Source organism: Kineococcus gurbantunggutensis (genome assembly GCF_050871925.1).
In the GTDB taxonomy this organism is placed as follows: Bacteria; Actinomycetota; Actinomycetes; order Actinomycetales; family Kineococcaceae; genus Kineococcus.
Genome location: NZ_JBJLSG010000142.1, coordinates 1 through 13,351, shown reverse-complemented (window position 1 = coordinate 13,351; position 13,351 = coordinate 1). Strand labels below are relative to the sequence as shown.

Annotated in this window: 13 protein-coding genes; 7 read left to right on the top strand and 6 right to left on the bottom strand. The window is 77.2% G+C overall.

Annotated elements, in window-relative coordinates; all coding sequences use genetic code 11:
- Positions 1-145: 145 nt before the first annotated feature.
- From ACRYR7_RS20115 to ACRYR7_RS20105, 3 genes are all read left to right on the top strand, one after another.
- Entirely contained in the window at positions 146-718 is a 573-nt protein-coding gene (locus tag ACRYR7_RS20115) for an NYN domain-containing protein (protein WP_432573894.1), read from the top strand.
- An 85-nt stretch (positions 719-803) separates the two neighbouring features.
- Entirely contained in the window at positions 804-1,895 is a 1,092-nt protein-coding gene (locus tag ACRYR7_RS20110) for an NAD(P)/FAD-dependent oxidoreductase (protein WP_432573893.1), read from the top strand.
- Positions 1,896-2,204: 309 nt separating this feature from the next.
- Entirely contained in the window at positions 2,205-3,524 is a 1,320-nt protein-coding gene (locus tag ACRYR7_RS20105) for a reverse transcriptase family protein (RefSeq protein WP_432573892.1), read from the top strand.
- On the opposite strand, the gene ACRYR7_RS20100 is transcribed toward ACRYR7_RS20105, so the two are convergent.
- Positions 3,469-3,828 (bottom strand): DUF3817 domain-containing protein, encoded by a 360-nt coding sequence (locus tag ACRYR7_RS20100; RefSeq protein WP_432573891.1) that lies wholly within the window; start codon positions 3,826-3,828, stop codon positions 3,469-3,471. The two genes, ACRYR7_RS20105 and ACRYR7_RS20100, sit on opposite strands and share 56 nt — an antisense overlap.
- 188 nt (positions 3,829-4,016) lie before the next feature.
- On the opposite strand from ACRYR7_RS20100, the gene ACRYR7_RS20095 reads away from it, so the two are divergent.
- A complete protein-coding gene (locus tag ACRYR7_RS20095) occupies positions 4,017-4,925 on the top strand; it encodes a TIGR03620 family F420-dependent LLM class oxidoreductase (RefSeq protein ID WP_432573890.1) in 909 nt (302 codons plus the stop codon).
- Positions 4,926-4,948: 23 nt separating this feature from the next.
- On the opposite strand, the gene ACRYR7_RS20090 is transcribed toward ACRYR7_RS20095, so the two are convergent.
- Positions 4,949-5,890, bottom strand: coding sequence for a cation diffusion facilitator family transporter (locus ACRYR7_RS20090; RefSeq protein ID WP_432573889.1), 942 nt, complete (start codon positions 5,888-5,890; stop codon positions 4,949-4,951).
- Positions 5,887-6,216 (bottom strand): ArsR/SmtB family transcription factor, encoded by a 330-nt coding sequence (locus ACRYR7_RS20085; RefSeq protein ID WP_432573888.1) that lies wholly within the window; start codon positions 6,214-6,216, stop codon positions 5,887-5,889. Before ACRYR7_RS20085 ends, ACRYR7_RS20090 begins: the two co-directional genes overlap by 4 nt.
- A gap of 142 nt (positions 6,217-6,358) precedes the next feature.
- Here ACRYR7_RS20085 and ACRYR7_RS20080 point away from each other — a divergent pair, with 142 nt between their 5' ends.
- Positions 6,359-6,970, top strand: coding sequence for a DedA family protein (locus tag ACRYR7_RS20080; RefSeq protein ID WP_432573887.1), 612 nt, complete (start codon positions 6,359-6,361; stop codon positions 6,968-6,970).
- A 51-nt stretch (positions 6,971-7,021) separates the two neighbouring features.
- Here the strand turns inward: ACRYR7_RS20080 and ACRYR7_RS20075 are convergent, their stop codons facing one another.
- The 3 genes from ACRYR7_RS20075 to ACRYR7_RS20065 form a co-directional block, all read right to left on the bottom strand.
- A complete protein-coding gene (locus tag ACRYR7_RS20075) occupies positions 7,022-7,972 on the bottom strand; it encodes a PfkB family carbohydrate kinase (RefSeq protein WP_432573886.1) in 951 nt (316 codons plus the stop codon).
- Between the two features lie 55 nt (positions 7,973-8,027).
- The gene (locus ACRYR7_RS20070; RefSeq protein ID WP_432573895.1) at positions 8,028-8,405 is read right to left on the bottom strand and encodes a VOC family protein; all 378 of its coding nucleotides are present in this window, start codon (positions 8,403-8,405) and stop codon (positions 8,028-8,030) included.
- A gap of 119 nt (positions 8,406-8,524) precedes the next feature.
- On the bottom strand, positions 8,525-10,690 hold the full coding sequence (locus tag ACRYR7_RS20065; RefSeq protein ID WP_432573885.1) for a RecQ family ATP-dependent DNA helicase: 2,166 nt from the start codon (positions 10,688-10,690) through the stop codon (positions 8,525-8,527).
- A gap of 86 nt (positions 10,691-10,776) precedes the next feature.
- Here ACRYR7_RS20065 and ACRYR7_RS20060 point away from each other — a divergent pair, with 86 nt between their 5' ends.
- Positions 10,777-11,424 carry a VOC family protein gene (locus tag ACRYR7_RS20060; RefSeq protein WP_432573884.1) on the top strand — a complete coding sequence of 216 codons (648 nt, stop codon included), beginning with the start codon at positions 10,777-10,779 and terminating at the stop codon, positions 11,422-11,424.
- An 8-nt stretch (positions 11,425-11,432) separates the two neighbouring features.
- Positions 11,433-12,908: a cardiolipin synthase gene (gene cls, locus ACRYR7_RS20055; RefSeq protein WP_432573883.1), complete on the top strand. Its 1,476-nt coding sequence runs from the start codon at positions 11,433-11,435 to the stop codon at positions 12,906-12,908.
- Positions 12,909-13,351: the final 443 nt, after the last annotated feature.

The following is a 13,351-nucleotide window of genomic DNA, read 5'->3' as shown; positions in this document are numbered from 1 at the left end:
CCCCGCCCCCGATCCCGCCCCCGTCCCCGTCCCCACCTCCGCCTCCTCCCGTGATCAAGGAAGTTGCCACTTCCTTGATCGCGGAAGGGCGGGGGGGACCGGCGCGCCCCCGCCCGCGGGGCGGGCCGGGCGCTAGCCTCGGGGCGTGACGAGCGCGACGGGCAGCAGCACCACCTACGTGGTGGTCGACGGGGAGAACATCGACGCCACCCTGGGCGCCTCGATCCTCGAGGGCCGCCCCGCCCCCGAGCAGCGCCCCCGCTGGGAGCGCCTGCTCGACTTCGCCCGCACCACCCACCAGCAGCCCGCCAAGGGCCTGTTCTTCCTCAACGCCACCTCCGGCTACCTGCCGATGTCGTTCGTGCAGGCGCTGCTGGCGCTGGGCTACCAGCCCATCCCGCTGTCCGGCGGCCCCGGCGAGAAGGTCGTCGACATCGGCATCCAGCGCACCCTGGAGGCCCTGGTCGGCCGCGAGGGCGACGTGCTGCTGGCCAGCCACGACGGCGACTTCCTGCCCCAGGTGGACGCCCTGCTCGACGGCACCCGCCGCGTGGGCCTCTTCGCCTTCCGCGAGTTCGTCAACAACCAGTACGCCGCCCTGACCGACCGCGGCCTGCGCGTGTACGACCTCGAGGACGACGTGCGCGCCTTCAACGTCGTCCTGCCGCGCGTGCGGATCATCCCGTTGGCCGACTTCGACCCGCTGCGCTACCTGTAGGCGCCCGCGCCGCTCTTGCCGTTCCGGCACGAACGCTCGACCCCGCGGCACCCCTCGGGCGACCTTCTGCGCGGAGGTGGTCCACGTGGACGAGAAGGTCGTGGAGAGCACCGGGGGACGCGGCGTCCCGCAGGTGCTGGACGTGGTGGTCGTCGGCGGAGGTCCCGCCGGCCTGAGCGGAGCGGTGGCGCTGGCGCGCTCGCTGCGCAGCGTCGTCGTCGTCGACGCCGGCCGGCCGCGCAACGCCGCCGCGGACGGGGCGCACAACTACCTCAGCCGCGACGGGGTCCCCCCGCGCGAGCTGCTGGCGCTGGGCCGGCGCGAGCTCGCCGGCTACGGCGGCACCGTCCTGGACGGCGAGGTCGTCGCCGCGAGCCGGCTGCCCGGGGACGGCCCGGAGCGCTTCGAGGTGGTCCTGGCCGACGGGCGGGTGCTGCGCTCGCGGGCGCTGCTGGTGACCGCCGGCGCGCGCGACGAGCTGCCCGACGTGCCGGGGCTGCGCGAGCAGTGGGGCCGCGGCGTCGTGCACTGCCCGTACTGCCACGGCTGGGAGGTGCGCGGGCGGGCGATCGCCGTGCTCGCCACCAGCCCGCTGTCCTTCCACCAGACGCTCGTGTGGCGCCAGCTCAGCGACGACGTCACCGTCGTCCTGCACGGCGCCGAGCCCTCCCCGGAGCAGTGGGAGCAGTTCGCCGCGCGCGGCGTCGCCGTCGTCGACGGCCCCGCCGCCGGCCTGCGGGTGCAGGACGGCGCGCTCACCGGCGTGCGGCTGGCCGGCGGCCACGTCGTGCCGGCCCGGGCCCTGGCCGTCGCCTCGCGCCCGGTGGTGCGCGCGGGGTTCCTCGCCGGCCTGGGCCTGCAGCCGGTGGACGTGGAGGTGATGGGCCACGTCGTGGGCACCGCGCTGCCCGCCGGGCCCGCCGGGGCCACCGACGTGCCGGGGCTGCGGGTGGCGGGCAACGTCACCGACCCGGTGGCGCAGGTCGGCTCCTCCGCCGCGGCCGGCGTCACCGCCGGCGCGGCCCTGAACGCCGACCTCATCGCCGAGGACACCGCGCGCGCCGTCGCCGCGCGCCGCGCCCGGGACTCCTCGCCCGCCGCGGTGTTCGCCCCGCGCTCGGAGGCGGCGGTGGCGGCGCGGGTCCTGGGCGCGCGGGCCCACGGGCTCCGCGCCTAGGAGCGCTTGCGCGCCCGGGACCGTCGCGGCGAACCCCTCCCGCCCGCGCCGCGCGACGCCTACGGTGGTGCCCGTGCGGTGGTGCACCGGGCGAGAGGGCCGAGCCGGCACGCCGGCGACGCCGCTCCGGGGTTCCCCCGGGGGCAGCACGACGACCACGGCAGGGCGCCGCAGGGACCCGGCTGCGCTGCGCGCAGCAGCGTCCCCGCACGACGGGACGGGTCGCCCGGCACCACCGCACCCCCGTCCCGCGGCGCCCACCGCCGTGCCCGCCGGCCCGGCCACCGCCCCGCGCCCGGGCGGTGGGCGGTGAGCGCCGCGGTCGCCGCCGCCCTCGCCGCCGCGTTCCTCGAGGCGCCCTGGCGGGCGGAGGAGCTGGCCGCCGCGGGCCGGCGCGCGCTGGGCCTGCGCCGCGCCGCGTGGCTGGAGCGCCTGGCCGCCGACGTCGTCGAGCGGCACCCGCACCCGCCGTGCGACGCCCCGCGCGCGTTCACCGCCCTGCTGGCCGCGCACGCGGAGCTGCGGGCGGCCTCGGCCGCGGCGCACCGGCGCGGGCACCCGCTGCGGGTGCGGCACCTGGCGGCGGTGCCGGCGCGGATGGGCCGGGCCCGCTGGCCGGTGCCGGCCCTGGACGGCGCGGCGGACCTGGCCGCCCTGCTGGGCGTGGGCGCGGGGGAGCTGGAGTGGTTCGCGGACCCGCGCGGCTGGCAGCGCCGCGCGGAGGGCGCCGCGCTGCACCACTACCGCTGCGCGTGGGTGGCCAAGCGCGGCGCCCCGCGGCTGCTGGAGGCGCCCAAGCCGCGCCTGCGCGAGCTGCAGCGCCGGCTGCTGCGCGAGGTCCTCGACGCGGTGCCCGCCACGCCGGTGGCGCACGGGTTCGTGCCCGGCCGCTCCGCGGTCACCGGCGCGCGCGAGCACTGCGGCGCGGACGTCGTGGTGCACGTGGACCTCACGGCGTTCTTCGCCTCGGTGGGCGCCGCGCGCGTCTACCGGGCGTTCCGCTCCCTGGGCTACCCCGAGGCCGTGGCGCACCTGCTCACCGGGCTGACCACGCACGCCGCGCCCGCGCGCGAGCTGCGCGCGATGCCCCCCGGCGGCGACCCCGACGAGCGGTTCGCGCTGCGGCAGCGGCTGTCCGCCGCGCACCTGCCGCAGGGGGCGCCGACCTCGCCGGCGCTGGCGAACCTCTGCGCGCGCTCCCTGGACCGGCGCCTGGCCGGCCTGGCCGACGCGCTGGGGGCGAGCGTGACCCGCTACGCCGACGACGTGACCTTCAGCGGCGGTCCCGCGCTGGCCGCGGGGGCGCAGCGGCTGGTGCGCTGCGTGGGCCGCCTCGCCGCCGAGGAGGGCTTCGCGCTGAACCCGGCCAAGACGACGGTGCGCGGGCGCGCCGAGCGCCAGCTCGTCACCGGCGTCGTCGTCAACGAGCGCCCGAACCCGGTGCGCGCGGAGGTGGACCGGCTCAGGGCGGTGCTGCACCGCTGCGCCGTGCACGGGCCGGCGTCGGTGCGGGCGCCCGGCGGGGTGGACCTGCGCGCCCACCTCGCCGGCCGCCTCGGCTGGGTGGAGGCCGTCAGCCCTTCGAGGGGGCGGCGGCTGCGGGCTGCGTTCGACGCGATCGCGTGGTGAGCCCCAGGCGGCCGGTGCGGTGCGCCCAGCGCTCGAAGACGACGGTGCACAGCGGCGGCACGCTCGCGGCCAGCGCCAGCACGACCGTGCCGGGGCGCCAGCGCAGCGCCCTGGCGGCCCAGGCGGTGGAGAGCAGGTAGACGACGAACGCGGCGCCGTGGACCGGCCCCGCGATCGGCACCCCGCCCTCGTGCGGCGTCTCCACCTCCAGGACGTACTTGAGGAACATGGCGATCAGGAGCAGCGTCCACGACACCGCCTCCACGAACGCGACGACGCGGAACCAGCGGGCGGCGGCGGGCACGGTGTCCTCCTGCGGGGCGGTGCGGTGGGGGTCCTCCGAAGTCTGACGCGCCGCGGGCGGGGCCGGTGCCGCCGCGGGGCGTGTCCTCGGCCACACCCGCCGCACCCGCCCGCCCGCCGCACCCGCCCGCTCGCCCCGTCGGCGGCGGCGCGGGTGCGCGACCCCCGGGCGCTGCCTAGCGTGGGGGCGTGACGGACCTGCCGCTGACGCCCGAGAGCACCACGCCCGCCGCCCGGGCCCGCATCGGCCTGTGGGGCGGCGCCCCCTGGGCCGACCCCGCCCGCCGCGGGGAGGCCCGCGAGGCCGCCCGCGAGGTCGAGGCCCTGGGCTACTCCCGCATCTGGCTCTCCGGCGGCTTCGAGCCCGGCCTGCACCCGGTGTTCGGCGAGCTGCTCGACGCCACCGAGGAGATCGGCGTGGCCAGCGGCATCGTCAGCGTCTACGCCGCCACCGCGCAGGAGTGCGCCGACGGCTTCGCCGCCCTGGAGGAGCGCCACCCCGGCCGCTTCCTGCTGGGGCTGGGCAACAGCCACGCCGTGATCGTGGAGGGTTCCGGGCAGGACTACTCCAAGCCCTACTCGCGCACCGTGGAGCACCTCGACGCCCTGGACGCCGCCGGGGCCGTGCCGCGCGAGCGCCGCGCCCTGGCCGCGCTGGGCCCGCGGATGCTGCGCCTGGCGCGCGAGCGCTCCCTGGGCGCCCACCCGTACTTCACCACCCCGGCGCACACCTCCTCCGCGCGCGAGGTGCTCGGCGCGGGCGTCCTGCTGGCCCCGGAGGTCGCCGTGGTGCTGGAGGAGGACCCGGTGCGCGCCCGCGAGATCGCCCGCCGCTACGCCACCGGCTACCTCGCCCTGCCCAACTACACCAACAACCTGCGCCGTTTCGGCTACGGCGACGAGGACTTCGCCGACGGCGGCAGCGACCGCCTGGTCGACGAGCTGATCCCCTGGGGCGCCACCGCCACCGTCGTCGCCGGGATCGCCCGGCACGTGGACGCCGGCGCCGACGAGGTCGCCGTGCAGGTGCTCACCGCCTCCGGGCAGGACTTCCCGCTGCGCGAGTGGGGCGAGCTGGGCCGCGCGCTCATCGGCTGAGGCGCCCGGCGCGCGGCCGCCGCTCAGTCGTGGGTGGCGGTCTCGTGCCCGCCGTGCCCGACGGGCTCGAGCTGGAACGTGGCGTGCTCGACGGCGACGGGGAAGTGCTCGGCCACGCACGCCTGCAGCTGGTCCAGGATCTCCGGGGCGTGCCCGTCGCGGAAGCAGGTGTCGTCCAGCACGACGTGCGCGGACAGCACCGGCAGCCCGGAGGTGATCTGGCTGGCGTGCAGGTCGTGCACGGCCCGCACGTGCGGCAGCTCCAGCAGGTGCCGGCGCACGTCGTCCAGGTCCAGGCCCGGCGGGACGGCCTCCAGCAGCACGCCGGTGGTCTCGCGCAGCAGCTTCAGCGTGCGCGGCACGATGAGCACGCCGATGAGGATCGAGACCACCGCGTCGGCGCGGGCCCAGCCGGTGAGGGCGATCACCGCCGCCGCCACGAGCACGGCCACCGAGCCCAGGGCGTCGTTGACGACCTCCAGCACCGCCGCGCGCACGTTGACGTTGCCCGCGCCCTCCCCGCGCAGCAGCAGCGCCAGCGCGGCGAGGTTGCCCAGCAGGCCCAGCGCGCCGAAGACGAGCATCGCGGTGGAGGACACCTGCGGCGGCTCCAGCAGCCGCCGCACCCCCTCCACGAGCACGAACCCGCCCACCGCCAGCAGCGCGGCGGCCTGGGCGGTGGCCGCCAGGACCTCCGCGCGCCGGTAGCCCCAGGTGCGCCGGGGGGTGGCCGGCCGCGCGGCCAGGGTCGCGGCGATCAGCGCGATGACCAGGCCGGCGACGTCGGTGAGCACGTGCCCGGCGTCCGCGAGCAGCGCCAGGCTGCCCGACACCCACGCGCCCACCGCCTCGGCGACCAGCACCGACGCGGTGATCGCCAGCGCCCCCGCCAGCCGCCGCCGGTCCTGCCCGCCGTGCCCGTGGCCGTGCCCGTGGCCGTGCCCGTGGCCGTGGCCCGCGCTCACGGGGTGCCCCCGCGGGCGCCGGCGTCCGCGCACAGCGCCTCCTCGGCGGCCAGCACCACGCCCACGAGGTCGTCCAGGGCGTGCCGCAGCCGGGGGTCGGCCAGCTCGTAGCGCACCCGCCGGCCCTCGGGCTCGGTGACGACCAGCCCGCAGCCGCGCAGGCACGCCAGGTGGTTGGACAGGCTCTGCCGCGAGACGCCGAGGGCCTCGGCGAGCTCGGCGGGGTAGCCGGGGGCCTCGCGCAGCGCCAGCAGCAGCCGGGCCCGGGTGGGGTCGGACAGCGCGTGGCCGAAGCGCGCCAGGACGCCGGCGGGAGTGCTGCTCACCCCTGGACGGTACATCAGCGCGTGTACCGAAGGGGCCACCGCGGGGCCCGGGAGCGGGCCCCGTGCGGTTGCCGCACCCGCACCGCCTCCGTAGCGTCGGCGGCGCGCCGGGCGTCCGGTGCACGGACGGGGGGACGCCGCGGTGGGACTGCTCGACCCGGAGTCGCTGATCTCCTCCTTCGGCGCGATCGGCGTCTTCGCCGTGCTGTTCGCCGAGACGGGCCTGCTCATCGGCTTCTTCCTGCCCGGCGACTCCCTGCTGTTCACCGCCGGCCTGCTGGCGGCGACCCCGGTCGCCTCCGCCGCCCACCTGCCGCTGGAGCAGGTGCTGGTGGCCGCGCCCGCCGGGGCGCTGCTGGGCGCCCAGGTCGGCTACCTCATCGGCCGGCGCGCCGGCCCCGCCCTGCTCGAGCGCCCCGAGCACCCCCGCCGCTACGCCGGGGTGCAGCGCGCCCGCGGCGTGCTGGAGAAGTACGGCTACGGCAGGGCCGTCGTGCTCGGGCGCTTCATCCCGGTGGTGCGCACCCTGATGAACCCCCTGGCCGGCACCCTGGGCATGCCCGCGCCCGCGTTCACCCTGTGGCAGGTCGTCGGGGGACTGGTGTGGTCGCTGGGCATCGTCCTCGCCGGGTACCTGCTCGGCAGCCGCGTCCCCGGGCTGGAGCGGTACCTGCTGCCCTTCGTCGCCGTCGTCGTGGTGGCCTCCCTGGTGCCGGTGGCCGTGCAGGTGCTGCGCTCCGGCCGGCGCCGCTGAGCCCCCGCCGCTGAGCCCCGCCCCGGTCGCCCCGGGGGAGCGGCCCGGCGCTCAGGTCAGCAGGTCCGCCTGCTCGTCGAGCTCGTCGGGCGACAGGGCCGGCCTGCCCCCGGCCCGCCGCACCGTCGAGCCCGCCGCGGCCGTCGCCCACCGCACGGCCCGCTCGACCTCCTCCCCGCGCAGCAGCGCCACCGTCAGCGCCGCCGTGAAGGAGTCCCCGCCGCCGGTGGGGTCCACGACCTCCACCGCGGTCAGCGGCACCAGCTCGCCGCCGCCCTCCCACGCCACCGCGTTGCCCGCGGCGCCGGCCTCCAGCACCACCAGGCGCGGGCCGCGCCCGACCAGCTCGCGCGCCGCGGCGAGCACCGCGTCCGCGCCCCGCAGCGCCCGGCCGCAGAACAGCTCCGCCTCGTGCGCGTCGGCGCGCAGCACGGTCGCCGCGCCGAGCACCTCCTCGCGCACCGCCGCGTCCTCCGGGGCCCCGTCGACCACGACGAAGCGCCCGGCCCCCCGCGCGATCTGCAGCGCCTCCGAGACCGCCCCGGCGGGCTGCTGCAGCTGCACCAGCACGGCGGCGGAGCGGCGCAGCAGCCCGGTGGCGGCCCGCACGTCCGCGGCGGTCAGCAGCACCTCCTCGGGCACGTCCTCCAGCAGCCGGCGCTCGCCGCCGGCGACGACGTCCACGAGCAGCGCCGTCCTGGCCCCCTCCCGGCGCACCACGCAGCGCACGTCCACGCCGTCGCGCCGGGCCTGCGCCAGGACCTCCTCCCCGGCGGCGTCGTCGCCGACGACGCCCACGAGCGCGGCCGACGTGCCCAGCTGCGCCGCGGCCACCGCCTGGTTGGCGCCCTTGCCGCCGAGCACCTCGCGCCGCTCGCGCACGGCGGCGGACCCGCCGGCGCCGGGCACCGCGTCCACGCGCAGCACCAGGTCGCGCCCGACCTGCCCCACGACGGCCACGACGCCCTCGACGACCCCGGTGGTGGCTCGCGCTGCGCTCACGCGCCGAGCGTCGCAGCGCCCGCCGCCGCGCGCACGCCGTGATCGCGCCGCCCCGTCAGCGCTCCTGCGCACCGTCCTCGCGCGGGGCCTGCCGGCACAGGCAGAACGGGTGCCCGGCGGGGTCGGCGTACACGCGGAAGCCGAGGTGGTCGCGGCCGGCGTCGAGGACGGTGGCCCCCAGCGCCAGGGCCCGCGCCTCGGGCTCGGCGTAGTCGTCGACGTCGAGGTCCAGGTGCAGCTGCTGGTGCACCCCGCCCGCCGGCCACGTGGGGCGCGGCATCCCCGGCGCGCGCTGGAAGCCCAGCGCGGTGCCGCCGTCGCCGCGCACGCTCACCCAGTCGTCGGAGGTGTCCTGCGGGTCCAGCCGCCAGCCCAGCAGCTGCGCGTAGAACTCCGCCAGCGCCCGCGGGTCGGGGGCGTCCAGCACCACCATGCCCAGCCGCACCGCCGGGCCCCGCGCCGCGGCGCCCGCCGCACCCGCACCGCTCACCGCGTCGTCCCCGTTCACCGCGTCCTCCCCGTCCCGTCCTCGTCCCGGTCCCCGCGCGCCCGTCAGTCGCCGTCGGCGAGCACGAAGGGGTGCACCTGCGCGGCGCCGGCGCGGCGCAGCTCGCGCGCGGCCAGCGCCAGCGTCCACCCGCTGCGGGCGCGGTCGTCGACGAGCAGCACGGTGCGCCCCTCCACCGCCGCGGCCGCCTGCGCGGGCAGCCGGAACCGGCCGGCGACGGCCGCGAGGCGGTGGGCGGAGTTGACGTCGGAGGGCGTGGGCCCGGCGCCGTCGCGCAGCTCGAACGTCGCCAGCAGCGGCAGGCCGGTGTACCGGGCCAGGCCCTCGGCCAGGTGCGCCACCAGCAGCGGCCGCGACGCCGAGCACATCGCCACGACCCCGTCCAGGCCCAGCTCGCGCGCCCAGTCGTCCAGCACGGCGGCGGCCGCGCGCCGCAGCGGCACCGGGGTCTCCCGGTCCGCGGCGCCGGGGGCGAACAGCTCGCGCACCGCCGCGCCCCACCCCAGGTCCGTGGTGCGCGCCACGGCGCGCCCCTCGCCAGCGCGCTCGGCGGGCGCGATCTTCCCCGACAGCGGCACACCCAGCGAGGCCAGGCCGGTGGGCCAGACCTTCTTCGGCTCCAGCGGCACCCCCGGGCGCGACAGGTCGTCCCCGGCGCGGCGCACCGCGTCCTCGTCGACCTCGCGCGGGACGTCGAAGCCGCCGCAGTTGTCGCAGCGCCCGCACGGGGCGGCCTCGGGGTCGTCCAGCGCCCGGCGCAGGAACTCCAGCCGGCACCCGTCGGTGGACTGGTAGTCCAGCATCGCCTGCTGCTCCTCGGCGCGGGTGGCGGCCACGCGCGCGTACCGCTCGGCGTCGTAGCGCCACTCGCGGCCGGTGGCCTCCCAGCCGCCGCGCACCCGGCGCACCGCGCCGTCCACGTCGAGGACCTTGAGCATGACCTCCAGCCGGTTGCGGCGCAGGTCCACCCGCGTCTCCAGCGCCTGCGTGGACAGCGGTGCGCCGGCCTGGGCCAGGGCCGCCAGGGCGGTGCGCACGTCCTGCTCGCCGGGGAAGCCGACCGAGGCGAAGTAGCGCCACACGTCGCGGTCCTCCGCGCCGGGCAGCAGCACCACCGACGCCTCGGCGATGCCGCGCCCGGCGCGCCCGACCTGCTGGTAGTACGCGATGGGCGAGGACGGCGCCCCCAGGTGCACCACGAAGCCCAGGTCGGGCTTGTCGAAGCCCATGCCCAGCGCGCTGGTCGCCACGAGCACCTTGACGCGGTCGTGCACGAGGTCGTCCTCGGCCTGCAGCCGCTCGGCGGGCTCGGTCTGGCCGGTGTAGGCCACGGCCGTGACGCCGTGCGCGCGCAGGTGGTTCGCGACGTCCGCGGCGGCGGAGACGGTGAGCACGTAGACGATGCCCGAGCCGGGCATCCGCGGCAGTTGCTCCACCAGCCAGGCCAGCCGGTGCGCGTGGCTGGGCATCCGCAGCACCGCCAGCCGCAGCGACTCGCGGTCCAGGGAGCCGCGCAGCACCAGGACGTCCTCCAGGGTGCGCGTGCCCGTCACCGACAGCTGCTCGGCGACGTCGGCGGTGACGCGCGCGTTGGCGGTCGCGGTGGTCGCCAGCACGGGGATGCCCTCGGGCAGGTCGGCCAGCAGCGTGCGGATGCGGCGGTAGTCGGGCCGGAAGTCGTGCCCCCAGTCGGAGACGCAGTGCGCCTCGTCGACGACGAGCAGGCCGGTGGTGGCGGCCAGCGGCGGCAGGACCTCGTCGCGGAAGCCGGGGTTGTTCAGCCGCTCGGGGGAGACGAGGAGCACGTCGACGGCGCCGGCGCGCACGTCCTCGTAGACGCGGCCCCAGTCCTCGCCGTTGGTGGAGTTCACCGTCACCGCGCGCACGCCGGCGCGCTGGGCGGCGGCGATCTGGTTGCGCATGAGCGCCAGCAGCGGGGAGACGATCACCGTCGGCCCGGCGCCGCGGGCGCGCAGCAGCGCGGTCGCCACGAAGTACACCGCGGACTTGCCCCAGCCGGTGCGCTGCACGACCAGCGCCCGGCGCCGGTGCGCGACCAGCGCCTCGATCGCGGTCCACTGGTCCTCGCGCAGCCGCGCGGACGCGTCGCCGACGAGGCGGCGCAGCACCTCCTCGGCCTCCTCGCGCAGCGCGGCGGTGCCGGCGGCGTCGAGGACGGCGGGGGCGGCGGGCGGGGCGGTGGCTGGCACGACGGCGATGCTGCCACCCGCCGCCGACAGCACCGCGCGACCGGACCGGGGCTGTGGGCGTCGGGGGCGCCTGAGAGGCTGTGGACATGCGCGTCGACCACGTCGGCTACGCCGCCGGACCCGAGGGCCTGCACGAGACCGCACGCAGGCTCGCGTCCCTGCTCGGCGTGCGCGTGGTGGACGGCGGACCCCACCCCCGCTTCGGGACCCGCAACGTCGTGCTGCCGCTGTCGGGGGGCACCTACGTCGAGGTCGTCGAGGTGCTGGACCACCCGGTCGCGGAGAAGGCCGTCTTCGGCCAGGCCGTGCGCTGCCGATCGGAGGCCGGCGGCGGCTGGTTCACGTGGGCGGTGACCGTGGACGACCTCCCCGCCTACGAGCGCCGCCTGGGGGAGCGGGCCGAGGAGGGCGTGCGCCGCCGGCCCGACGGGGTGGAGCTGCGCTGGCGCCAGATCGGCGCGCCCGGCCTGCGCGAGGACCCCCAGCTGCCGCTGCTCATCGAGTGGGCCGGACCGCCCACCCAGCACCCCTCCGCGATCGCCCTGGCCGGCGGCTCGCGCCTGGCGGGCCTGGCGATCGCCGGCGACCCGCAGCGGGTGCGCGCCTGGATGGGGCTGCCGCCGGAGTTCGTCGCCGGGCGGGTGGCCTTCACGTGGCTGGACCCGGACTCCGCCGGCCAGGCGGGGCTGCGCTCGGTGACCTTCGAGACGTCGCGCGGCGTGGTGCGGCTCTGAGCGCGGTGGTGGACTGGCTGCCCGACTGGGCGCCGTCGCTGACCGCGTCGGCGATCGCCCTGCTGGTCGTCGACCTCGTCGTGCGCCTCACGGCGATCGCCGTGGTCCCGGTGAACCGGCGCCCGAGCTCGGCCCTGGCGTGGCTGCTGGCGATCTTCTTCATCCCCTACGTGGGGGTCCTGGCCTTCCTGCTCATCGGCAACCCGAAGCTGCCGCGGGCGCGGCGCCGCAAGCAGCGCGAGATCAACCAGCTGATCCTCGACTCCACCCGCGGCATGGACCTGGTGAGCACCGACCACCCCTGGCCTCCGTGGCTGGAGGGGATCGTGGAGCTCAACCGCAACCTCGGCTCGATGCCGCTGGTGGGCGGCAACAGCGCGGAGCTGTTCGGGGACTACGACGAGGCGATCCGGGCGATGGCCCGCTCCGTCGACGCGGCCACCTCCTCGGTGCACGTCGAGTTCTACATCATGAGCCTGGACCCGACGAGCGAGCCGTTCTTCGACGCGCTGCGCCGGGCCTCCGCGCGGGGGGTGCGGGTGCGGGTGCTCATCGACCACCTGGGCGCCATCCGCTACCCGCACTACCGCCGCACGGCGCGCTTCCTGGAGGGGGCGGGCATCGAGTGGCACCCCATGCTGCCGGTGCAGCTGCACAGGCTGAAGTACCAGCGCCCCGACCTGCGCAACCACCGCAAGCTGCTCGTGGTCGACGGCGACGTGGCGTGGATCGGCTCGCAGAACGTCCTGGACCGCAGCTACAACAAGCGCGGCAACCTGCGCCGGGGCCTGCAGTGGCAGGACCTCATGGTGCGCCTGGAGGGCCCGATCGTCTCCGGCGTCGACGCGATCTTCACGACCGACTGGTACTCCGAGACGGACGAGCTGCTGGAGACGGAGCGGCCGGAGGTCTCCCCGGACAAGTCGCCCGGCCGCCTGGAGTGCCAGGTCGTGCCCAGCGGGCCGGGCTTCGACGGGGAGAACAACCTCAAGCTTTTCAACGCCCTGCTGTACTCGGCGCAGCGGCGCATCTCGATCACCAGCCCGTACTTCGTGCCGGACGAGTCGATGCTCAACGCGATCACCACGGCCGCCGAGCGCGGCGTGGACGTCGAGCTCTTCGTCTCCGAGCACGGCGACCAGGCGCTGGTGCACTACGCGGAGTGCTCCTACTACGAGAACCTGCTGCGGGCGGGGGTGCGCATCCACCGCTACCCCGCCCCCTACGTCCTGCACGCCAAGCACATGTCCGTCGACGAGGACGTCGCCGTGATCGGCTCCTCCAACATGGACATGCGCTCCTTCCTGCTGGACCTGGAGCTGACGCTCATGGTGTGCGGGCGCTCCTTCGTGCAGGACCTGCGCCGGGTCGAGGACGGCTACCGCGAGCGGTGCACCGAGCTGACGCTGCAGCAGTGGCTGGCGCGCTCGCGCCGGCACGTGATCAAGGAGAACCTCGCCCGGCTGACGTCCGCCCTGCAGTGACCGCGGTGCCCCCCACCGGCCCTGCACGGGCCGACGGGGGGCGATTTGACCGGGTGGTGGGGTGTCGTTAACGTGGTGGTCACACCGCGCGGCGGGGAGGAACGGACGGGGAACCGGCCGGTTCTCGCAGCGGGTGTCACCCCTTCCTGAAAGATCTTCCTCCGGGTGCTTCAGCGCGCCGGGTGGGTGGTCGATGGTGTGGGGGTTGCCCGCTCCGGCTGGCCGGCTCGTCACGGGCACGGCGGTGGCTGGGGTAGGGTGGTGAAGCCGAAAAGCCGAGTGCCGGGGCTGCTTCCGCAAGGGGTGGCCTGGTCTTGTGCGTCCGGTTCTTGAGAACTCAACAGTGTGCCAAGTGTTGATGCCAAACAATCAACCCCGTGGCGTTGTCCTCCTTTTCCGGCGTCCGCCGGGTGGGGGGTGCGTCTCGGATTCCTTTGGTGTTG